Annotated in this window: 21 protein-coding genes and 1 tRNA gene; 11 read left to right on the top strand and 11 right to left on the bottom strand. The window is 74.2% G+C overall.

What is annotated here, in order from left to right:
- Positions 1–37: 37 nt before the first annotated feature.
- Entirely contained in the window at positions 38–808 is a 771-nt protein-coding gene (locus tag ACYVAP_RS14475) for a protein phosphatase 2C domain-containing protein (RefSeq protein WP_498861209.1), read from the top strand.
- A gap of 635 nt (positions 809–1,443) precedes the next feature.
- Here the strand turns inward: ACYVAP_RS14475 and ACYVAP_RS14470 are convergent.
- Positions 1,444–2,190, bottom strand: coding sequence for a winged helix-turn-helix domain-containing protein (locus tag ACYVAP_RS14470; RefSeq protein WP_264451575.1), 747 nt, complete (start codon positions 2,188–2,190; stop codon positions 1,444–1,446).
- A gap of 199 nt (positions 2,191–2,389) precedes the next feature.
- Between ACYVAP_RS14470 and ACYVAP_RS14465 the strand changes: the two genes are divergently transcribed.
- Positions 2,390–2,611 carry a hypothetical protein gene (locus tag ACYVAP_RS14465; RefSeq protein ID WP_498861208.1) on the top strand — a complete coding sequence of 74 codons (222 nt, stop codon included), beginning with the start codon at positions 2,390–2,392 and terminating at the stop codon, positions 2,609–2,611.
- A gap of 105 nt (positions 2,612–2,716) precedes the next feature.
- Here the strand turns inward: ACYVAP_RS14465 and ACYVAP_RS14460 are convergent, their stop codons facing one another.
- From ACYVAP_RS14460 to upp, 3 genes are all read right to left on the bottom strand, one after another.
- Positions 2,717–3,004, bottom strand: a complete 288-nt coding sequence (locus tag ACYVAP_RS14460; protein WP_137769153.1) for a DUF1540 domain-containing protein — start codon at positions 3,002–3,004, stop codon at positions 2,717–2,719.
- A gap of 189 nt (positions 3,005–3,193) precedes the next feature.
- Positions 3,194–3,847, bottom strand: coding sequence for a class I SAM-dependent methyltransferase (locus ACYVAP_RS14455; protein ID WP_498861207.1), 654 nt, complete (start codon positions 3,845–3,847; stop codon positions 3,194–3,196).
- A complete protein-coding gene (gene upp, locus ACYVAP_RS14450; protein ID WP_498861206.1) occupies positions 3,847–4,485 on the bottom strand; it encodes a uracil phosphoribosyltransferase in 639 nt (212 codons plus the stop codon). The genes ACYVAP_RS14455 and upp overlap by 1 nt, the downstream gene beginning before the upstream one ends.
- 174 nt (positions 4,486–4,659) lie before the next feature.
- On the opposite strand from upp, the gene tadA reads away from it, so the two are divergent.
- Positions 4,660–5,121 carry a nucleoside deaminase gene (tadA, locus tag ACYVAP_RS14445; protein ID WP_498861205.1) on the top strand — a complete coding sequence of 154 codons (462 nt, stop codon included), beginning with the start codon at positions 4,660–4,662 and terminating at the stop codon, positions 5,119–5,121.
- A 115-nt stretch (positions 5,122–5,236) separates the two neighbouring features.
- Positions 5,237–6,541 carry an ATP-binding protein gene (locus ACYVAP_RS14440; protein WP_498861204.1) on the top strand — a complete coding sequence of 435 codons (1,305 nt, stop codon included), beginning with the start codon at positions 5,237–5,239 and terminating at the stop codon, positions 6,539–6,541.
- Positions 6,542–6,552: 11 nt separating this feature from the next.
- On the opposite strand, the gene ACYVAP_RS14435 is transcribed toward ACYVAP_RS14440, so the two are convergent.
- The 5 genes from ACYVAP_RS14435 to ACYVAP_RS14415 all read right to left on the bottom strand — a co-directional run bounded on the left by ACYVAP_RS14435 (position 6,553) and on the right by ACYVAP_RS14415 (position 10,733).
- Positions 6,553–7,176: a response regulator transcription factor gene (locus ACYVAP_RS14435; RefSeq protein ID WP_137769147.1), complete on the bottom strand. Its 624-nt coding sequence runs from the start codon at positions 7,174–7,176 to the stop codon at positions 6,553–6,555.
- Entirely contained in the window at positions 7,173–8,384 is a 1,212-nt protein-coding gene (locus ACYVAP_RS14430) for a sensor histidine kinase (RefSeq protein ID WP_498861203.1), read from the bottom strand. The genes ACYVAP_RS14435 and ACYVAP_RS14430 overlap by 4 nt, the downstream gene beginning before the upstream one ends.
- Before the next feature lie 48 nt (positions 8,385–8,432).
- The gene (locus ACYVAP_RS14425; RefSeq protein ID WP_498861202.1) at positions 8,433–9,173 is read right to left on the bottom strand and encodes an ABC transporter permease; all 741 of its coding nucleotides are present in this window, start codon (positions 9,171–9,173) and stop codon (positions 8,433–8,435) included.
- 30 nt (positions 9,174–9,203) lie between these two features.
- Positions 9,204–10,115 (bottom strand): ABC transporter ATP-binding protein, encoded by a 912-nt coding sequence (locus ACYVAP_RS14420; protein ID WP_498861201.1) that lies wholly within the window; start codon positions 10,113–10,115, stop codon positions 9,204–9,206.
- Between the two features lie 90 nt (positions 10,116–10,205).
- Positions 10,206–10,733, bottom strand: a complete 528-nt coding sequence (locus ACYVAP_RS14415) for an SRPBCC family protein (RefSeq protein ID WP_498861200.1) — start codon at positions 10,731–10,733, stop codon at positions 10,206–10,208.
- Positions 10,734–10,817: 84 nt separating this feature from the next.
- Here ACYVAP_RS14415 and ACYVAP_RS14410 point away from each other — a divergent pair, with 84 nt between their 5' ends.
- From ACYVAP_RS14410 to ACYVAP_RS14395, 4 genes are all read left to right on the top strand, one after another.
- Positions 10,818–11,834 carry a methionine ABC transporter ATP-binding protein gene (locus tag ACYVAP_RS14410; RefSeq protein ID WP_168197986.1) on the top strand — a complete coding sequence of 339 codons (1,017 nt, stop codon included), beginning with the start codon at positions 10,818–10,820 and terminating at the stop codon, positions 11,832–11,834.
- Positions 11,831–12,538, top strand: coding sequence for a methionine ABC transporter permease (locus ACYVAP_RS14405; RefSeq protein ID WP_498861199.1), 708 nt, complete (start codon positions 11,831–11,833; stop codon positions 12,536–12,538). The genes ACYVAP_RS14410 and ACYVAP_RS14405 overlap by 4 nt, the downstream gene beginning before the upstream one ends.
- A gap of 40 nt (positions 12,539–12,578) precedes the next feature.
- Entirely contained in the window at positions 12,579–13,430 is an 852-nt protein-coding gene (locus ACYVAP_RS14400) for a MetQ/NlpA family ABC transporter substrate-binding protein (protein ID WP_264450979.1), read from the top strand.
- Positions 13,431–13,542: 112 nt separating this feature from the next.
- Entirely contained in the window at positions 13,543–15,033 is a 1,491-nt protein-coding gene (locus tag ACYVAP_RS14395; protein WP_498861198.1) for a hypothetical protein, read from the top strand.
- Positions 15,034–15,058: 25 nt separating this feature from the next.
- Here ACYVAP_RS14395 and ACYVAP_RS14390 read toward each other — a convergent pair whose 3' ends face one another.
- Positions 15,059–17,221 carry a S9 family peptidase gene (locus ACYVAP_RS14390; protein ID WP_498861197.1) on the bottom strand — a complete coding sequence of 721 codons (2,163 nt, stop codon included), beginning with the start codon at positions 17,219–17,221 and terminating at the stop codon, positions 15,059–15,061.
- A gap of 107 nt (positions 17,222–17,328) precedes the next feature.
- On the opposite strand from ACYVAP_RS14390, the gene ACYVAP_RS14385 reads away from it, so the two are divergent.
- Positions 17,329–17,416: transfer RNA gene (locus ACYVAP_RS14385), tRNA-Ser, on the top strand.
- Between the two features lie 188 nt (positions 17,417–17,604).
- Positions 17,605–18,879 carry an MFS transporter gene (locus tag ACYVAP_RS14380; protein WP_498861196.1) on the top strand — a complete coding sequence of 425 codons (1,275 nt, stop codon included), beginning with the start codon at positions 17,605–17,607 and terminating at the stop codon, positions 18,877–18,879.
- 18 nt (positions 18,880–18,897) lie between these two features.
- Here the strand turns inward: ACYVAP_RS14380 and ACYVAP_RS14375 are convergent, their stop codons facing one another.
- Positions 18,898–19,170, bottom strand: a complete 273-nt coding sequence (locus ACYVAP_RS14375) for an HPr family phosphocarrier protein (protein ID WP_103385081.1) — start codon at positions 19,168–19,170, stop codon at positions 18,898–18,900.
- Between the two features lie 94 nt (positions 19,171–19,264).
- Here ACYVAP_RS14375 and ACYVAP_RS14370 point away from each other — a divergent pair, with 94 nt between their 5' ends.
- Positions 19,265–19,942: a TetR/AcrR family transcriptional regulator gene (locus tag ACYVAP_RS14370; protein ID WP_498861195.1), complete on the top strand. Its 678-nt coding sequence runs from the start codon at positions 19,265–19,267 to the stop codon at positions 19,940–19,942.
- Position 19,943: the final 1 nt, after the last annotated feature.

The following is a 19,943-nucleotide window of genomic DNA, read 5'->3' as shown; positions in this document are numbered from 1 at the left end:
CGGCGCCACTCCCGCGGCCGTCGGCTAGCGTGACGCCATGCGCGCCCGCCTCCTGACCCGAGCCGCCGCCCCCGAGGACCCGGAGCGTCCGAACGAGGACGTGGCCGGGGTGCTCGGCGCGGCGGCCGTGCTGATCGACGGGGCCGGGATGCCGGCCCGGTTCCGCGCCGGCTGCTCCCACTCGGTGGCCTGGTACGCCCGCACCCTGACCGCCCGCCTCCTGCTCGCCCTCCAGGACGAGGGCGCGGACCTGCGCGTCGGCCTCGCCCGTGCGATCGGCGAGGTCGCCGCGCTGCACGCGGGCACGTGCGATCTGGATCGCGGCGGCCCCTCCGCGACGGTGCTCGCCGTGCGCGTGCGCGCGGGACTCCTCGAGCACCTCGTCCTCGCGGACTCCTCCGTGCTGCTCGAGCACGCCGACGGCACGATCGAGCGGATCAGCGACGAGCGGGTCGAGGAGACGGTCCGTGCGCACCGGGACCCGGAGGTGGTCGAGTCGCTGCGCAACGCCCCGGGCGGCTTCTGGGTTGCGCGGCACGAGGTGGAGGCGGCGGCGGAGGCGCTCGTGGGCGCCGTCCCGCTCGCGGACCTGCGCCGTGTGCACCTCGTCTCCGACGGGGTCACGCGCGCGGTGGACCTGCTGGGGCTCGTGGACGACGGCGGCCTCGCCGCCGCGCTGCGCACCGATCCCGAGGCTCTGCTCGACCGGATCCGCGAGGCGGAGCTCGCGCTCGATCCGGCGCGCCGCCAGTGGAAGATCCACGACGACGCGACGCTCCTGGTGCTCGAGGGACTCGACGAGGCCTGAGCGCCCACGGCCCGCCGGGCGCGTCCTCTGTGGCGAAGGGCACGCCGAGCCCGCGGGCGTCCCGGGCGGCGGCAGGCGACCGGCCCCGCCGAGGGCTCGACAGAGCGGGAGGAGTCCAGGCCGGGCGTCGTTTCTGACGACTGCCCACGAGCCCGGGCCGCTGCTCACTTTTTCAACGTTTTCTCAGTTACTGGGTGCTACCTGCGAAAACACGCCGGCGTCATGCGTTGTCACGAGGCGCGGAGGGGCATAGACTCGATCTCGAGCGGACGGCCCGGAGGGGTCTTCGGGGAAGGCCCCGGAGGATCCGGGACGAGCTGCTCGAGGGGGCTCCTCCGCGGTGCCCCCGGTGATAACTTCATAGATGTGCCGCTTCTCAGGACCCCCCTCATGGGGAGCGGCCGGACGGGCTCTGTGCCAGGTTCCCCCACCTTTGGCTGCCCGTCCTGCCTGTTCGCCCGCACCCACCCCTGACGGACGACAGGCCTGATGAGCGGTCCGTGAGCCCCCGCCTCGTGCGGTTGAGCGCTCCGGGCCGCTCATCTCTTTCCTCTCCACCCCTTCGCGCACGCGCGCGAGCCGCGACGGCGGCCGTCCCGGGACCTGGTCCCGGGACGGCCGCCGTCGTCCTGCGCTCAGGCGCCGAGGATGCTCACGTCGCTGCCGGGATCCAGGCGGTAGCCCGCCCCGCGCACCGTCGAGATGAGCTTGCGGTAGCGGCCGAGCTTGGTGCGCACACGACGCACGTGCACGTCCACCGTGCGCTCGCCGGTCTCCTCGGGCGCACCGGCCCAGACCGTCTCCATGAGCTCTTCGCGGGAGACGGTGCGTCGCGCGTTGCGCGCGAGGTGGGCCAGCAGCTCGAACTCCTTGTAGGTGAGGTCGACGTCCGTGCCGTCGATCCGCACGCGGCGGCCGTAGAGGTCCGCGACGAGCGAGTCGTCCGGGGCGGAGGAGGCGCTCGACGGGCTCACGGCCGTGGCCTGCCGGGCCCGGCGGCGCGCGGCCTCCGCGTCCCGGCGGGCCGGGGAGTTGGGGGAGACGACCCCGCCGCGGCGGGGACGCAGCGGGCTGATCGCCGCCTCGCCGGTGCGGCGCGGCGGGAGCGAGCGCACGGCGCCGGTGGCGCGGAACGTGTGCGGGCTGTTCACCGAGACCGACGTGCGGCCCTGGCGGGTCGCGGTCTGGCGCTGCGCGTGGCTGCGGAGCTCGTCGGCGATGAGCGCCGCCTCCACGTCGCCGGTGCCGGCGGGGAGGGTGAGGGTCAGGGTGATGGTGACGCCGTCCTCCACGGGGGCGGCGGCCCGCTGCAGCGGACGGCCGGTGACCGGGCGGGCAGGCGTGCGGTCGAAGGTCGTGGGGCGATCGAGGGCGATGGTCATGATGCGGATCTCCAGGGTGCGGCGCGGTTCGCGGCGGGTGGTGGATCCGGGATCCCTGCGTGATCCTGCCGGTGGCGGATCGAAGGGGCTGTACTCCCGGGGGCACCTGGAGCCCGCGCCTTCCGGCCGGCTCCTGTCAGCCGACCCCGTGGGTGTCTCGAGCGATCAGAGGCTCGGCTGACGGCGCATCATGCGCATCATGCGCATCATGCGCATCATCATGCACATCATCATCATCGAGCACATCATGGCGCGGGCAGCCCGGAGGGCGGCCGGCGCGGTGCGCACTGTGGTGCGCGTGCTGATCGATGACATGCCAGGAAGCATGCCGGGAAGCCGCCCCGGGAGCAAGGGGCTGTTCACATTCCGGGACCGCGAGGGGGTCGAGGTCCTTCTGACCTGGGCGTTCCGTGGAGCCTGATGTGTCAAGCAGGCCCGGACGCACAGCGCCCGCCGTCCCCGGGGTGGGGACGGCGGGCGTGCGGGGAGAGGCGCGGGGGTCGCGGCAGGGGGTCGGAGGTCTCGCTCAGCGCTTCTCGTAGGAGAGGCAGTCCGCGGCGTCGGCGCCGGCACCCACGCGCACGGACTCCGCCGTGCATTCGAGGTCCTGGTTATGGATGCAGTCCGCCTTCTGGCAGGCGCCCACCTGGGTGACGACCTTGCTGAGGCCGCCCTTGACGTCCAGCGGGATGAAGGTCGCGCAGGAGGTGTCCTGGCCGACGGTCACGGCGAAGGCGCCGCACGCGTGCTCGTGGTTGTAGGAGCATCCCGAGACGGTGCACTCGGAGACGCGTGGCATGTCGACGGCGGTCATGGGTCCTCCTGGGGGCGGCGGTGCTGCGGATCGCGCCGGGGGCGCTGGCGCCAGTGTGGACCGATTTCGCCGAGAATTCTACCAAGGAATGCATTGCCTGCGTCTATTCGAGAACATCCGCCGAATAGAAAACAGGGACCTTTTTGAAAAGATCGATCGTGCGGGAATCCGTGCAGGTAGCCGCAGAGCTCAGCGCCGGCGCAGGACGATCAGCGCATCGAGCAGCGCCGCGGGGGAGCCGTCGGGTGCGGTCACCGGGCGCGAGCGGTCCTCCGCGACCTCGACCTCCCAGTCCTCCTCCGCGGGGGCGAGCAGCTCGAGCTCCTCGGCCGCGCCGAGCATCCGCGGGCCGTGGCCCTCGTGCAGGGCGGCGGACCACGGCGGCGGCGCCGCATGGGACAGGATTGCCAGGCGCCCGCCGGCGGTGACGGCGCTGCCCGCGCGGCGCAGGATGCCCGTCCGGTCCAGCGCGACGTCGGAGTGCAGGAAGGACGCCGTCACGAGATCCGCGCTCCCCGCCGCCGGCTCCCAGGCGGAGAGGTCCTGCGCCTCGAAGCGGGCGCGACCGGTGATCGCGGCGCCCCGGCGGGCGGCCTCCTCGCGTGCGCGGCCGATCGCCGTGGGGGAGAGGTCCAGGCCCAGGGCGTCCCAGCCGTGCTCGGCGAGCCAGAGCACGTCCCCGCCCTCCCCGCAGCCCAGGTCGATCGAGCGCCCCGGGGTCCACGCGGCGGCGACGTCGGCCAGGGTCGCGTTGACCTTCCCCGACCAGATCGGGGCGGAGCCGTAGCGCTCCTCCCAGTGCTCGAGCGGGGAGCGGTCCGGGTGCGGGGAGCGGTGCGTCATCAGTCGACGACGCCGAAGAGGCGGTCGCCCGCGTCGCCGAGGCCCGGGACGATGTAGCCCTTCTCGTTGAGCTTCTCGTCGATCGAGGCGGTGACGATCGTCAGGTCGATCGCCGGATCGATCTGCGCCTCCATCGCGGCGAGGCCCTCGGGCGCCGCGAGCAGCGTCACGCAGGTGATGTCCCGGGCGCCGCGCTCGTGGAGGTAGTCGACGGCCGCGATGAGCGTGTGGCCGGTCGCGAGCATCGGGTCCAGCACGAAGCACTGGCGGCCGAAGAGGTCGTCGGGGAGGCGGTTCGCGTAGGTCGTGACCTCGAGGGTCTCGTCGTTGCGGACCATGCCGAGGAAGCCGACCTCCGCAGTGGGCAGCAGGCGGGTGAGGCCGTCGAGCATGCCGAGGCCGGCACGCAGGATCGGCACCACCATCGGCTTGGGGTTCGCGAGCTTCGTGCCGGTCATCGGGGTCACCGGGGTCTCGAGCTCGACAGGGGCGACGGCGACGTTGCGGGTCGCCTCGTAGGCCAGGAGCGTCACGAGCTCGTCGGCCAGCTGGCGGAACACCGAGGAGTGGGTCTCCTTGTTCCTCAGCACCGTGAGCTTGTGGGCGACGAGGGGGTGGTCGATCTCGAGCGTGCGCATGGGGGCGAATCTACCGGAGGCTCCCGGACGTCGGGCATCGACCGGATACTCGTCACCATGGCCCGCTACCGCTTCTGCTCAGCGACCTCGTGCGAGAGCCCGCGGACGCCGGCGTCCTCGAGGCGCGGTACCGGGTGGTGGGGGAGCGCGCCTGAGCCGGGGGAGGATGGCCCCATGACCGACGACGAGCTGATGGGCCTCGCCCTGGACCAGGCGCGCGCCGCCGCGGACCGCGACCCGGCGGACGTCCCCATCGGCGCCGTCGTCGTCGGCCCCGGCGGCGAGGTGCTCGCCGTGGCCGGCAACCGCCGCGAGGCCGACGAGGACCCGACGGCCCACGCCGAGGTGCTCGCCCTGCGCGAGGCCGCCCGCGTGCAGGGCCGCTGGAACCTCGCCGGCTGCACGCTCGTCGTCACCCTCGAGCCGTGCACCATGTGCGCCGGGGCGATCGTGCTCTCGCGCGTGGAGCGGGTCGTCGTGGGGGCGATGGACCCCAAGGCCGGCGCCGCCGGATCGCTCTACGACCTGGTGCGGGAGCCGCGGCTGAACCATCGGGTCGAGCTCACCACCGGCGTGCGCGGGCAGGAGTGCGGGGACCTGCTGCGGGAGTTCTTCCGCGCGCGCCGCCGGCGCTGAGGTCCCGCCCGCGGGACGCCGCCGGGCCGCCCGCCGTCCGTGTCGTACGATCCTGGCCTGTGATCCAGCTCACCGGCGGGCTCGAGGCCCCGCCGCCGAGGACAGGGGACCCGCCGTGGCCGCACCGATCATCCGCGAGATCCGCTCCGACGACCTGGGCCGCCTGGTCGCCCTCTGGGACGCGACCCGCGCCGCGGACGTCAGCGAGCGGGAACCCGTCTACGGCCTCTCCGAGGTCCTCGCCTCCGCGCAGGCCGACGTCGCCGTCGTCGCCCTCGCCGACGAGGACGGCCCGCTGCTCGGCGCCGCCGTCGGCCGCGCCGCCCACGAGCAGGGCTGGATCGTCTACCTCGGCGTCCACCCGGACCACCGGGACGGCGACCTGGGCCGCACGCTCCTGGACGCCCTCGAACGGCGCCTCGCCCTGAGCGGCATCGCGACCCTGTGCAGCCTCGTCCCCGCGGACGACCCGCTCGCGCGGGACGTGCTCGCGGGCGCCGGCTTCACGCTCGAGCACGAGCTGCGCTACGCCGAGCGCCGCATCCCCGTCCAGGCCCGGGACCTCGCCCTGCTGCGCGAGCTCGGCGGCCGGATCCTGCCCCGCGGCGCCTGGGACGCCGTGGGCGGCATGACCGCGGAGAAGGAGCTGCTCGAGCGCCGGCTCGTCATGCCGCTCTCGCAGCCCGAGGTCGCCGAGCGCTTCGGCGTGGTGCCGCCGCGGGCCGTGGTGCTCTTCGGCCCGCCGGGGACCGGCAAGACCACCTTCGCGAAGGCCGTCGCCTCCCGCCTGCAATGGCCCTTCGTCGAGGTGTTCCCCTCGCGGCTCGGCGGCGACCCGGCCGGGCTCGCCTCCGCCCTGCGCGAGACCTTCTCGCGGATCTCCGAGCTCGAGAAGGCCGTCGTCTTCATCGACGAGGTCGAGGAGATCGCCTCCCACCGCAAGGGCGACCCGCCCTCGCCCACGCAGGGCGTGACCAACGAGCTGCTGAAGATCATCCCCGCCGTGCGCGACCAGGACGACCGCCTGCTGATCTGCGCCACGAACTTCATCCGCTCCCTGGACAGCGCCCTGCTGCGCCACGGCCGCTTCGACTACGTGCTGCCCATCGGCCTGCCCGACGCCGCCGCCCGCCACGCGATCTGGGGCCGCTACGTGCCGCCCGCGGTCGCCGCCGAGGTGGACCCCGAGGCGCTCGTCGCGGCGAGCGAGGGCCTCACCCCCGCGGACATCGAGCACGGCGCCCGCCGTGCCGCCCAGCGTGCCTTCGAGCGGGCCGTCGCGGCGCCGTCCGACGGTGAGCAGGGGTCCGGGCCGTCGACCGCGGACTACCTCGAGGCGCTCTCCGGCCTCCGCCCGACCGTGAGCGCGGAGGTCGTCTCCGACTTCTTCGAGGACATCGAGGCGCTCGGGCGGCTGTAGCGCCGCCGCCCTCAGATCCAGCCGTGGCGGCGGGCGATCGCGGCGGCCTCGTGCCGGTTCGCGGCCTGCAGCTTCGCCTGCGCGCTCGAGAGGTAGTTGCGCACCGTCCCCTCGGCGAGGTGCGCGCGGCGGGCGATCTGGTCGACCGGGGCGCCGTCGGCCGCGTACTCGAGGACGTCGGCCTCGCGGGGGGTGAGCGGGGAGTCGCCCGAGGAGATCGTCTCCGCGGCGAGCTCGGGGTCGATCGCCCGGCGGCCCGCGGCGACGGTCCGCACCGCGGCGGCGAGCTCCCCGGCGGCCGCGGTCTTGGGCAGGAAGCCCAGCACCCCCTCGGCGAGGGCGCGCTTGAGGTAGCCGGGCCGCGCGTGCGAGGTCACGACCAGCACCCGCGTGGCGGGGGAGACCGCCGCGACCCGCCGCGCGAGCTCGAGGCCGTCGCCGTCGGGCATCTGCAGGTCCAGCAGCGCGACCTGCGGCTGCAGGCGCCGCGCGAGCGCCTCGCCCTCGGCGCAGCTCGACGCCTCGCCGACCACGTCTAGGTCCTCCTCGAGCGAGAGCATCGTGGCGAGCGCCGAGCGGATCAGGTGCTCGTCGTCGACCAGGATCACCGTGGTCCTCTCGATCCCTTCCGTCATCGCTCCCTCGTCTCCGTGGTCCCCGTGAACGCGGCGCGGAGGACGAAGCGCTCGCCCTCCCGGCCCGCGGTGATGCTCGCGCGCTCGCCGAAGCGCTCCCGCAGGCCCGTGATCCCGCTGCCCTCCACGTGCTCCTCCTGCCCGGCCCGCCCCGGCTGCGGGCGCAGCCCGTCGTTGTCGACCTCGACGCCCTCGGCGCCCAGGCGGATCCGCACCGACCGGGCGTCCGCATGGCGCAGCACGTTCGTGCCGCCCTCGCGCAGCACCCAGGCGGCGGGCTCCGCGAGCGCGGCCGGGACGTCCTCCGCCCCGCCGAGCACCGTCACCGACGCCCCGGCCGAGCGGAGCAGCGACACCGTGCCCCGCAGCTCGGCGGCGAGGTCCACCTCGCGGTACCCGCGCACGAGCGCCCGCGTCTCGGCGAGGGAGCCGCGGGCGATCCGGGCCACCTCCCGGCTGTGCTCGGCCGCCCGCGGATCGCCCCGCTCGACCAGCTGGGCGACGAGCTCCCCGGTCACGGCGATCGCGGAGAGGTCCCGGCCGGTGACGTCGTGCAGGTCGCGGGCGAAGCGCAGCCGCTCCTCGGCGACCGCGAGCCGCGACTGAGCGACCCGGGCGAGGTCCAGCTCGCGCACCAGGGCGGCGAGCCACAGGGAGCTGCGGCACGCGCCCACGAGGCTCGTGAGCACGACTGCGAGGATCACCGCGGCGAACAGCGAGAGGCCCAGCGGCACCATGAGCAGGGCCGCCACGGTGATCGCGCCGCCCGCCCAGGTCCACGGGACGCGCAGGGCGAGCGTCGAGACCCCGCCGATCACGCACCCCACCGCGACGTTCACCGTCGTCGCACCGAGGGCGAGCACCACGAGCGAGGCGATGGCGGGGAGCACGGGCAGGACCAGGGTGTGCAGCGGGCCGCGCATCCAGCCCACGCGGGGGAGGGAGCCGGCCGGGCCGGGAGCGGCGGGGCGCCGGGCCCAGGCGGCCGTCACCTGCCACCCGGCCACGCTGCAGAGCACGGTCGAGACCCCCACCAGGGCGACGGTCGTGACGGTCCCCGGGACGCCCTCGCCGGCCGCGCGGAGGAAGAGCGCGGCGAGCGCCGGGATGGAGCCGACGAGGAGCGCGACGGACCAGATGGTGTAGTCGCGGAACACCTCCCACGGCCGGCCGACGCCCGGCGCCTTCCCCTCGATCGTCCGCGTCATGATGGTCATCCTCTCAGGTCAGGCGGTCCGCAGGTGTTCCGGGCCGGATCAGCCGCGCGGCTCCCAGCGCATCTCCCGCCGCACCGCCCACAGGCCGAGCACGAGCCAGGCGACGAGCACGCCGAGGGGCTTCAGCGCCGCGGACCACGGATCCTCCGCGAGCCAGCCGAGCTGGAGCAGGTCGTCCATCGCGGCCGAGGGGATGAGGGAGATCGCCCGCTGCGCGACCTCGGGCAGGCCGTCCGTGGGGATCGCGCCGGCGCCGATCACGAGCAGGGCGATCACGGGCAGGGAGGTCACGCCCGCCGCCTCGACGGTGCGGGTGCGGTTCGCGGTGAGCAGGGCGAGCGGGACCATGACGAGCGCGCCCGCGGCGATCCCGGCGATGACGAGCACCGGCCGCTCGGGCAGCGGCAGGTCCATGAGCACGATCGCGAGCACGGTCATGAGCACGGTCATGACGGCGGCGATCGCGAGCGCGGGCACGGCGGCCGCGGCGAGCACGGTCGCGTCCGAGGCCTCGCCGGTGCGCAGGCGCTTCAGCACGAGCTCCTGGCGCCGCGCGACATAGGTGGAGAGCAGGTTGTAGTAGACGATGAACACGAGCGCGATGACGAACTGGGCGCCCAGCAGGGGGATCAGCTGGGCGGGCGCGAGCTGCTGGTCCTTCAGCAGCGCGGCGAAGAAGACCGTGATAGCGGGCGGGAACGCGAGGGCGAGGAAGAGCTGGGTGCGGTTGCGCACCAGGAGGGTGAGCTCGGCGCGGGAGAGGCCGACGATGGCAGGCATGGGAGGTCCTTCCGTGGGTGGGGCGGGGTGTCAGGAGGCGAGGGCGAGGAACACGGACTCGAGGCTCGCGGCGCGCGCGTCGAGGCCGCGCAGCGGGACCTGCTCCGCGCGGGACCAGGTGAGCAGCGTGTGGAGGTCCTCGGCGAGGGCCTCGGTGGAGACCTCGAGCCGGCCGCCGCGCAGCACGGCCTCCCCGTGCAGCGGCGGGGGGAGCGGGGCGTCCTCGGGGAGGTCGGCGCGGATCCGGGAGGGATGCCCGGCGACGACCTCGTCGACCGTGCCCTCGCGGACGATCCGGCCCTGGTGCATGATCGCGAGCCGGTCCGCGAGGGACTCCGCCTCGTCGAGGTAGTGGGTGGTGAGCACGATCGTGGTGCCCTGCTCCTTGAGGCCCCGCACGAGCTCCCAGGCGCGGGAGCGGGACTCGGGGTCCAGGCCCGTCGTGGGCTCGTCGAGGAAGAGCAGCTCGGGGTCCCCGGCGATCGCGCAGGCCAGGTCGAGGCGTCGCACCTCGCCGCCGGAGAGGGAGGAGATGCGGGTCCCGGCGCGGTGGGTGAGGTCGACGGCGGCCAGCAGCTCGCCGACGGGGCGCGGGGCCGAGAGCGTCGAGGTCCACATGCGCAGCGCCTCCGCGGCCGTGAGGTCCGCGGGGAAGCCGCCGCTCTGGAGCATGAGGCCCTGGCGGGGGCGCACCGCGCGGCGGTCCGCCACGGGATCCATGCCGAGGACGCTCACGGTGCCGGCGCTCGCCGGGGCGAGGCCCTCGAGCACCTCGAGGGTCGAGGTCTTCCCGGCGCCGTTGGTGCCGAGCAGCGCGAAGAGCTCGCCGCGGCGGACCTCGAGGTCGATGCCGTCGACGGCGGTGTAGGCGGAGGCGCCGCGGCCGTAGCGGCGGGTGAGCCCCCTGGCGGAGAGGACGGGGTCTGCGGTGCTGTTCGTCATGGGGACCAGCCTTCCGCCGCGGGCGGCGGGGCGGCAGGGCGCCCGGTCATCGGCTCCGGTGCGATCCTCACGCCCCGGTCATGACATTCCTCAGGTCGCGGGGTACAGCGCCCGGAAGTGGTCGCAGCGGCCGGGCACGTAGTCCGGCTCGAAGCTGATGGCCGTCACGTCCCCGCGCGTGCGCGAGGCGACCAGGCGGTCGAGGTAGAACTCCCAGCCGGGGCCGATCATCGCCGCGGCCTCCGCCTCCGCGACCCGCTGGCGCAGCGTCACCGCCGTCCACCCGGGGCCCGCCTCCTCGACCGTGAGCTCGAGGACCCACGGGTCGCCCGCCTCCCCGGTCTCGAGCTCGAGCCGCCGCGGGCCGTCGCACACGAGGACCCTCGCCTCCATCCACGGCCGGCCCTCCTCGGCGTCCATCTGCACCTCGATCCCCGTGGCGGGGTCGCCGCGCCAGGTGCCGAACCAGGTCGCGGTCTGCGCCGGGTCGGTGAGGGCGCTCCAGGCGTCCTCGACGGTGCCGGGGAGCAGGCGACGGATCGCCAGACGACCGTCCGGACCGAGGGTCGAGGAGGGGCCGGCGGGGGCGTCGCCGAAGCGGGGCAGGTGGTCGCTCATGGGCCGAGGGTAGTCCTGTGAACTTCGTTTCTCCGTATGAACAGGGGTGCCGGAAAGGGGCGCTTGGATGCTTCACTGCCTGACGTGATCACTCTCGACGGACTGCGCAAGGTCTTCCCCGCCCCCGGCGGCGGAGACCCCGTCGTCGCGCTCGACGGCATCGACCTCCACCTGGACGCCGGCCGCATCCACGGCATCGTCGGCCGCTCCGGCGCGGGCAAGTCCACGCTCATCCGCTGCCTGACCGGCCTCGAGAAGCCCACCTCGGGCCGCGTCGAGATCGACGGCACGGACGTGGCCGCCCTCGACGGCGCCGCCCTGCGCGGCGCGCGGCGGAACCTCGGCATGGTGTTCCAGCACGCGAACCTGCTGGACTCCCGCACCGCGGCCCAGAACATCGCCCACCCGCTCGAGATCGCCGGCGTGCCCCGCGCCCAGCGCGAGGCGCGCGTCGCCGAGCTCGTGGAGCTCGTGGGCCTCTCCGGCCGCGAGCACAACCACCCCGCCCAGCTCTCCGGCGGCCAGGTCCAGCGCGTCGGCATCGCCCGCGGCCTCGCCGCGGAGCCCAAGGTGCTGCTGTGCGACGAGCCCACGAGCGCCCTGGACGGCGGCACCACCCGCCAGATCCTGCGGCTGCTCGCGGACCTCCGCGAGCGCCTCGGCATCACGGTCGTCATCATCACGCACGAGATGGCGGTGGTCCGCGAGGTCTGTGACACCGTGACCCTGCTGCAGGACGGCCGCGTCACCCAGACCGGCGACCTCGTCGACGTCGCCGCGGATCCCCACGGCCCGCTCTCCGGCGAGCTGATCCCGCTGCCGCCCGTGCCCACGGGCGTGGTCGGCACGATCCTCACCTGCGACTACGGCGACTCCGGCACGCTCCGCACGAGTGAGGACCTCGTGCGTGCCGCCGAGCGCCACGGCGCCCAGGCGCAGATCGTCGCCGGCACCATCGAGACCATCGGCGGCCGCCAGGTGGGCCGTGTGCAGCTCGCGCTGCGCGGGGCCGACGGCCGCCCCGCGGGGCCCGAGCTCCTCGCCGCCCTCACCGCCGAGCTCACCGAGGCCGGCGTCGTCGCCCGGGAGGTGGCCGCATGATCGAGACCCTGCAGGAGTGGGCGCAGAACCGCGCCTTCACCGAGTGGTCCGGCACCGGCAGCCTCTGGTGGTCGATCCTCGTCACGCTCTACATGACGGCCGGCACCATGGTGCTGACCGTGCTGCTCGGCCTGCCGCTCGGCGTCGCGCTCTTCGAGACCGAGTCCTCGCCGCGCCCCGCCGTGCGCGCCGCGAACCGGGTCGTGGGCTTCGTCGTGAACGTGCTGCGCTCGTTCCCCTTCTTCATCCTCATCATCGCGCTGATCCCGCTCAGCCAGCTGCTGCTGGGCCGCTCGACCGGCCCCAACGCGGCGATGCTCGCCCTGGTCATCGCCTCCGTGCCCTTCGCGGCGCGGCTGTTCGAGCTGAACCTGCGCGAGATCCCCGCCGGGAAGATCGAGGCGGTGCAGATGATGGGCGCGACCCGCTGGCAGGTGATCCGCCAGGTGCTGATCCCCGAGGCGCTGCCCGGCATCATCGGCTCGATCACGACCACCACGATCGCCGTCATCGGCTACACCGCGATGGCCGGCTCCGTGAACAGCGGCGGCCTCGGCCAGCTCGCCTACAACCGCGGCTACACCGGCTACCAGACGGAGATCATCGTCGCGACGGTGATCCTGCTGGTCCTCATCGTCATCGCCGTGCAGTGGATCGGCTCGCGCCTCGCGCGCGCCGTCGACCACCGCGCCCGCACCGCCTGAGCCCCCGCCTCCCCACCCCTCCTCGGAAGGACCATCCCTCATGAGCATCCTGAACCGTCGCTCCCTGTTCGCCGTCTCCGGTGTCGGCCTCGCGGCCGCCGGCCTCGCCGCCTGCGGCGGGGGCTCCTCCGACGGTGATTCCCTCGCCTCCGACGGCGGCGTCACCACGATCCGCGTCGCCGCGACCCCGAAGCCGCACCTGGAGATCCTCCAGTTCGTCTCCGACAACCTCGCCGAGGGCGCCGGGCTGAAGCTCGACCTGCAGGAGCAGTCCGACTACAAGGTCCCCAACCGCCTGCTCTCCGACGGCGAGGTGGACGCGAACTACTTCCAGCACAAGCCGTACCTCGACACCGAGATCAAGGAGAACGGCTACGAGATCACGGCCTTCGAGGGCGTGCACATCGAGCCGCTGGGCCTGTACTCCGACGCGCTGAAGAGCATCGACGAGCTGCCCGACGGCGGCGAGATCGCGATCCCGAACGACCCGACCAACCGCGGCCGCGCCCTCGCCCTGCTCGCCGACAACGACGTCATCACCCTCACCGACGGCATCGAGCCCACCGAGGCCACCCCGGACGACGTCGCCGAGAACCCCAAGAACCTCACCTTCTCCGAGGTCGACGCCGCGCTCATCGGCCGCACGCTCGCGGACTACGACGCGGCCGTCGTCAACGGCAACTACGCGATCGAGGCGGACCTCGTCCCCTCCGAGGACGCGCTCGTGCTCGAGGCCGGCGAGGGCAACCCCTACGCCAACTTCCTCGCCGTGCGCACCGAGGACAAGGACAACGCGGCCCTGAAGAAGCTCGACGACCTCCTCCACTCGGAGGACGTCAAGACCTTCATCACGGACACCTACAAGGACGGCTCGGTCATCCCGGCGTTCTGAGCCGGAGATCATCGAGGGGACCCCGGGCCCGGCGCTGAGCGCCGGGCCCGGCACCACCTGGCACCTCGTCGACCACGCGCCGGAGCCGTGGGCGCACTCCGCGGAGATCGGCGTGCTCTGGGCCCGCGGGACCCTCGACGAGAAGGTCGAGCACACGGGGGCCCTGCGCCTCGCGCTCGCCGCCCTGCGCCGTGCGCTGCACGGCCCCGAGGTGGTGCTGATCCACTTCGAGATCGGCACCGACGCGAGCAGCCTGAGCCTGCGCGGCTCCCTCGCCGACGTCACCGCGCTCTGGCACCGCCTGCCCTTCCTGTTCGCGCGCGACATCGATCTCGACGGGCGCGTCCCCGAGCAGGAGCCCGGCCCGGCGTGGCACCACGACCTGCTGCTGCGCACGGGCGACACCGCGGCCGTCCTGCAGCCGGTCGCCAGGGACGCCGAGGGCGCGACGGAGGAGGTGCGGCGACTGCTGCGCGCGCTCGACCCCGTGCACGGCGAGGTGCCCCGCGTGTTCTGCACGGATCAGGAGTCGCTGATCGGCGAAACCTTCGAGGTCGAGCCCGTGTCCCGGCGCGCCGCGGCCCCGCTCCCGGAGGACCGGGCCGTGGTGGGACCCGTCGACGTCGAGAGCAGTGTGCTGTCCTCGGTGCTGCTGCCGCGCAGCGCCGAGGGCGAGGTCGCCGCGGGGATCCTGCACGACCTCCTCGCGGAGGAGGTCCTCGCCGCGGATATCGCGCCGTATCGCCGCCCCGAGGACGGCCCTGTGATCCGAGTGGAGTCCACTCCCTTGAGGGAGCACGTGCACCTCGTGCTGTCCGCCGTTCCGCTCGTCCCGGAGCGAGGTCGCCCCGACCTCGTGACCGGCCTGCTCCGCCGCCTCCGGGCGGTCTCCGAGGCCGACCTGGCCGCCGCCGCGCAGGGCTGGGCCCCCGACCGCCGGCGCGAGCGGGACCGCGCCGTGCATGGCCTCCCGCCCGCGACGGCGCCCACGGCGGCCGGTGTGCGCGCGGCCCTCGACGCGGCGGTGCGCACCCTCCACGCGGCGGTGGACCCGGAGCGGCTGGACCCCCGCGCGCATCCGGAGCTCTCCGCGCTCCCCGTGGTCCGCACGGTGCCGCTGATCCGGGCCCACGGGGACGACGTGCCGGCCGGGGCGGAGGTCCTCCGGCCCTCGCTCCGGGCCGTCGTGGGCGGCACCGCCCGGCGGGGCCTGCGGGTGCTGGTGACAGAGGACCGGATCCAGGTCGACGGCATGGGCTTCGGACGCGGCGGCTCGCCGTACGAGTACGACCCCGAGGAGGACCACGACGTCGTCGGGCTCGACCGCCTGCTCGCCGTCGAGGAGACCCCCTGGGGCGACCTGATCCTGTTCGACCGCGAGGGGGAGAGGCTCTTCGTCCCCGGGCGCCTGCTCTCCCGGCGCGGGCGCAGCCGGCTCCATCAGCTGCTGGAGCCGGCGCTGCAGGGCGTGCCCCGGCTGGCCTCGGCGCGTCCGTGGCCGCGGCCCGAACGGTGGGATCGGGCGTTCGTCCTGTCGTCGCTCGTCGTCGGCGGCCTGCTCCTCGTGCCCGTCGTCGGCTACGTCCTCGTCCTGCTGAGCTAGACGGACGCCGCCGCGGCCGATCCGCTCAGACCCGCGCCGTCGCCCCCAGCTGGTCGAGCAGCCAGGCGAGCTCGTCCGCCCGCTGCTCCCACTTGCGGTAGCGGCCCGAGCGGCCGCCGTGCCCGGCGACCATCTCGCAGCGGAAGAGGATCGGCCGCTCGGTCTGGTCCGAGGTGACCGTCTCCCGCAGCCGTGCGACCCACTTCGCCGGCTCGACGAAGAACACCCGGGTGTCGTTGAGGGAGGTCGAGGCGAAGATCGCCGGGTACTCGACGGCGCGCACGTTCTCGTAGGGCGTGTACTCCTTCATGTACCGGTAGACCTCCTCGCTCTGCAGCGGGTTGCCCCACTCCTCCCACTCGCCGACCGTGAGCGGCAGGCTCGGGTCGAGGATCGTGGTGAGCGCGTCGACGAAGGGCACGCCGGCGATGATCGCCCGGAAGCGCTCCGGCGCGAGGTTCGCGACGCCGCCCATGAGCAGGCCACCGGCGCTGCGCCCCTCCGCGGAGAGCCGGTCCGGAGCCACGAGGCCCTGGTCCACGAGGTGCGCGGCCGCGGCGACGAAGTCGGAGAAGGAGTTCTTCTTCGCGAGGATCTTCCCCTGCTCGTACCAGTCGCGGCCCATCTCGCCGCCGCCGCGCACGTGCGCGATCGCGACGACGAGTCCGCGGTCCAGGAGGGACAGGCGCGTGGGCACGAAGGACGGGTCGATGCTCACCTCGTAGGAGCCGTAGCCGTAGAGGTAGCCGGGGGCGGTGCCGTCCGCGGGCACGTCCTTGCGGGCCACGAGGGAGATCGGCACGGCGGTGCCGTCCTCCGCCTGCGCCCAGAGCCGCTGCTCGCGGTACAGCTCGGGGTCGTAGCCGGGCACGGGGGTGCGGCGCAGCACGGTGCGCTCGCCGGAGGCGACGTCGACCTGGGCGACCGTCGCGGGGGTGAGCAGGCTCGTGAGCTGGTAGCGCAGGGCGGGGGAGTCCCAGGCGGGGTTCGTGTCGAGCTCGACCACGTCGAGCTCCCCGCCGTGGGTGAGGTCCCAGGCGGCCTCGACGTCGAGGGAGCCGTCGGCCCGGCGGGGGATGACCCGCACCGCGGCGAGGCCGCCCGCGCGCAGCTCGAGGGCGACGCAGCCGGCGAAGGACTCGACGCCCAGCAGTCGCTCGCCCTCCCCGGCGCTCAGCAGCGGCGTCCAGGCGGAGGAGTCCGCGGCGTCGAGCGGGGCCTCGGCCAGGGCGAAGCCCTCCACCCCGTCGTTGTGCACGACGAGGAGGCGGTCGCCGGCCCATTCGACGGTGTAGTCGACGCCGTCGCGGCGCCCGCCCGCGGGACGCGGGGCGGCCGTCGGATCGGCGAGGTCGAGGATCCAGGCCTCCGCCGTCGTCGTCGAGCTCGACTGCAGCACGAGGGCCTTCCCGTCGCGGGAGCGCTCGAACCAGACGGAGAACCGCTCGTCGGCCTCCTCGAGCACGAGCTCGTCGGCCGACGGGTCGCCGCCGATCCGGTGCCGCCAGATCTGGTGCTGGCGCCACGCGTCGTCCACGCGGGCGTAGAAGATCCACTGCTGATCGGCGGAGAACGCGAGGCCGTAGCCGGTGCCGGTGACGGACTCGTCGATCACGGTCCCGGTCGCCAGGTCGGTGACGACGATCGTGAAGCGCTCGTCGCCCGCGAGGTCCACGGCGTGGGCGAGCAGGTCGTGCTCGGGGGAGGGGGCGAGGCCGCCGAGGGAGAAGAACTCGGCGTCCTTCGCGGCGGCCTGGGCGTCGAGCAGCATCTGCTCGCCGGGCAGCGGCTCCCCGGGCTCGATCGCGGGCACGCCGCCCGCGCCGCAGGGCAGGTCCGGCGACTCGGCGACGCGCGTGAAGGCGGGGTAGTCGTCCCCGGCGGTGGTGCGGGTGATGTACCACCAGTCGCCGCGGCGCACGGGCACGGAGAGGTCGGTCTCCTGGGTGTGGCCCACGAACTCCTGCACGAGCTCCTCACGGAGGCCCGCGAGGTGCGCGGTGCGGGCGTCCGCATAGGCGTTCTCCGCCTCGAGGTGCGCGATGACCTGTGGATCCTCCTTGTCGCGGAGCCATTCGTAGGGATCGGTGACAGTGTCCCCGTGGTGCGTGCGGAGGGTCTCGCGGTGGGCGGGACGCGGGGCGTCGGGGCCGGTGGCGGCGCCCGGGGCGGTGGAGCTCGAGGTCATGACGGCGAGCCTATCCGCGGCGCGCGGGCGGCGGGGCGCTGTGAGCCCGCTCGCAGGTGGGGAGGACGGATTGAACGGCGGGCGGGCGGGCCGGTAAGGTGATCGGCGGTAGCGTGTCCGAGCGGCCGAAGGTGCATCACTCGAAATGATGTGTACGGTAACCCCGTACCGCGGGTTCAAATCCCGCCGCTACCGCTCGTGACCAGGGATGTCTTCCCGGTCCGCGAAGGCCCCCACCGCACGGTGGGGGCCTTCGTCGTGTCCGGGCCCCGCGACGGTCTCGTGGGGCGGACAAGCGCGTCCCGGAGCGTGGTCGTGGTGCCCGTCACCAGAGCGGTCCGGGGGTCTCGCCAGCGCGGAACCTCCGGGTGGAGGATTTCCCCATGGCATCGTCCCCCTCCTCCTGCGAGACGGGCACCCCCGCTCCCGCCGTCCCCACCACGACCCTCGAGGTCCCCGTGATCATGCCCGGAGCCCTCGAGGACGCCGCAGAACCCACCGTGCCCGTCACTCCCGAACAGGGCCGCACCCACCACCCCGTGGTCATCGCCCTCGCGCTCTCCGCCGGGACCGCCGCGCTGGTCAGCGCCGAGTTCATCCCCGCCGGCGTGCTGCCCGGCATGGCCACGGACCTCTCCGTCACCGAGGGCCGCGCCGGCCTCACCGTCGGGGCGACCGCCCTCGCCGGTGCTCTTACCGCCCCCACGATCGCCTCGATCGTGCCGCGCGCGGACCGCCGCACCGTGCTCCTGGCCCTGCTGGGCCTCGCCGTCGTCTCCAACCTCGTCGTCGCGATCGCGCCGAGCCTCGCCGTGGTCCTCGCGGCCCGCGTGCTGCTGGGCGCCGCGATCGCCGGCTTCTGGTCCTTCGCGCTCCCCGTCGGTGTGCAGGTCACCGGTCGCGGCCCGCTCGTCTCGACGACCGTCGCCCTCGGCACGAGCACCGCGACGATCGTCGGCGTGCCCGTCTCCTCGGTGCTCGGCGACGTGATCGGCTGGCGCGCCGTGTTCGTGCTCGTCGCCGTGGTCACCGCGCTCGCGGGCGTGATCCTCGCGCTGCTGCTGCCGCGGGTCCCGGCCTCTCCCGGCGCGGGCCTCGCCATGATGCGCGCGGCCCTCGCGAACCGCCGCCTCGTCGCGGGCGTCGCGGTCATCATGGTGGCCGCCTTCGCGAACTTCGCCGCCTACCCGTACATCCGTGTCGCGATCGAGGCGGTCGACGCCTCCGCGGTCGCCGTGCTGCTGCTCGCCTGGGGCCTCGGCGGTCTCGCCGGGAACCTGCTGGGCGGCTGGGGCAGCCGCCGCCTGCGCCCCGCCCTCGTCGCGGCGCTCTCCCTGCTCGCCCTCGCCCTCGTGGGCATGGCGCTCACCGAGCACACGGCCGTCCTCGCCCTCGCGGTCGTCGCCTGGGGCGTCAGCTTCAACATGGTCCCCGTGCTCACCCAGCTGTGGGTCGCCACGGCGGAGCCCACGCGCGTCGAGTCCGCCGTGGCGCTGCAGGTCACGGCCTTCCAGATCGCGATCATGATCGGCGCGGTCGTGGGCGGTGCGATCGTCGACGCGCGCGGCCCGGACACGGCCATGCTGCTCGGCGCGGGCTCCGCGCTCGTCGCGGTCGTCGGCTTCGCGGCGATCCGGGTGCGTCCGCGCACCGCCTGACCGCTCGGGAGGGAGGGCTCAGTACTCCTCGTCGAGGTTCTTCTCGAGCAGCGCCGCGAGCGCGTCGACGGCCTCCTCGGCGCCCTCGCCCTCGGCCCGCAGCGTGACCTCGTCACCGTGGTCGGCGCCGATCGTCAGGAGCATGAGGATGCTCCGCGCGGGGACGGCGTCGCCCCCCTGCTTCTGGACGGTGACCTCGACGGACTGCTCCGTCGCGGCCTGGGAGAAGATCGCGGCGGGGCGGGCGTGGAGCCCGCTCGTGCTCGCGATCCTCACGGTGCGCTGTGCCATCGGCAGTGCCTCTCTGTGCTGCGGCGGTCGGGGGCAAGGGTACCGCCGTCGCGCCGTGTCCCGGTTCGCCCGAGTGCGGCCTTACGATGTGCGGATGGCATCCGATGAGCGCGCCCCGGACCCCCGTCCGGCCCGTACCCGCGCAGCGATCTACGCCGCCGCCCGCGAGCTGAGCGCCGCGGACGGCGAGGTCACCGTCAACGCGCTGGCCAAGCGGGCGGGCGTCAGCCGTGCCGCCTTCTACAGCCACTTCGGAGGCCTCGACGACCTCATCGGCGCGATGGTCCACGAGCTGCTCGACGGGATCCACGTCGAGACGGTCGCCCTGTTCCACCAGGGCCGCAGCGTGCAGGAGATCGTCCAGTACTCCGCCGCGGCGACCTCCGCCTACGTGGTCGAGCACCATGCCTTCCTGCGCGGTGCGATCGACTGGAAGTTCACCCAGCGCCCCTACATGGGGCTCGTGCGGATCTACGCCGAGCTCTTCGAGTACGCCTTCCAGCGGCTCGGGGACGCCGTGCCCGCGCACCTCCCGCAGCGGGAGCTGTCCCGCTTCCTCGCGGGCGGCTACATCCACGTCATCGCCGCGTGGCTGCTGGACACCGAGGAGAAGGCCCTCGCCGGGGAGGAGCTCGACCCGCAGGAGCTGCTCACGATCCTGCTGCGCGTCCTGCCGCCCTGGTTCACGGGCGTCGGCCCCGAGGACCCGATTCCCGAGGTCCCCGTGCGCGTCGACGACGAGCCGGGGACGACGGCGGCGCCGACGCCCTGAT

The sequence above is a fragment of the Brachybacterium horti genome (assembly GCF_054777615.1).
The sequence above is the reverse complement of the archived record's forward strand: the minus strand, read 5'-3'. Positions and strand labels throughout refer to the sequence as shown.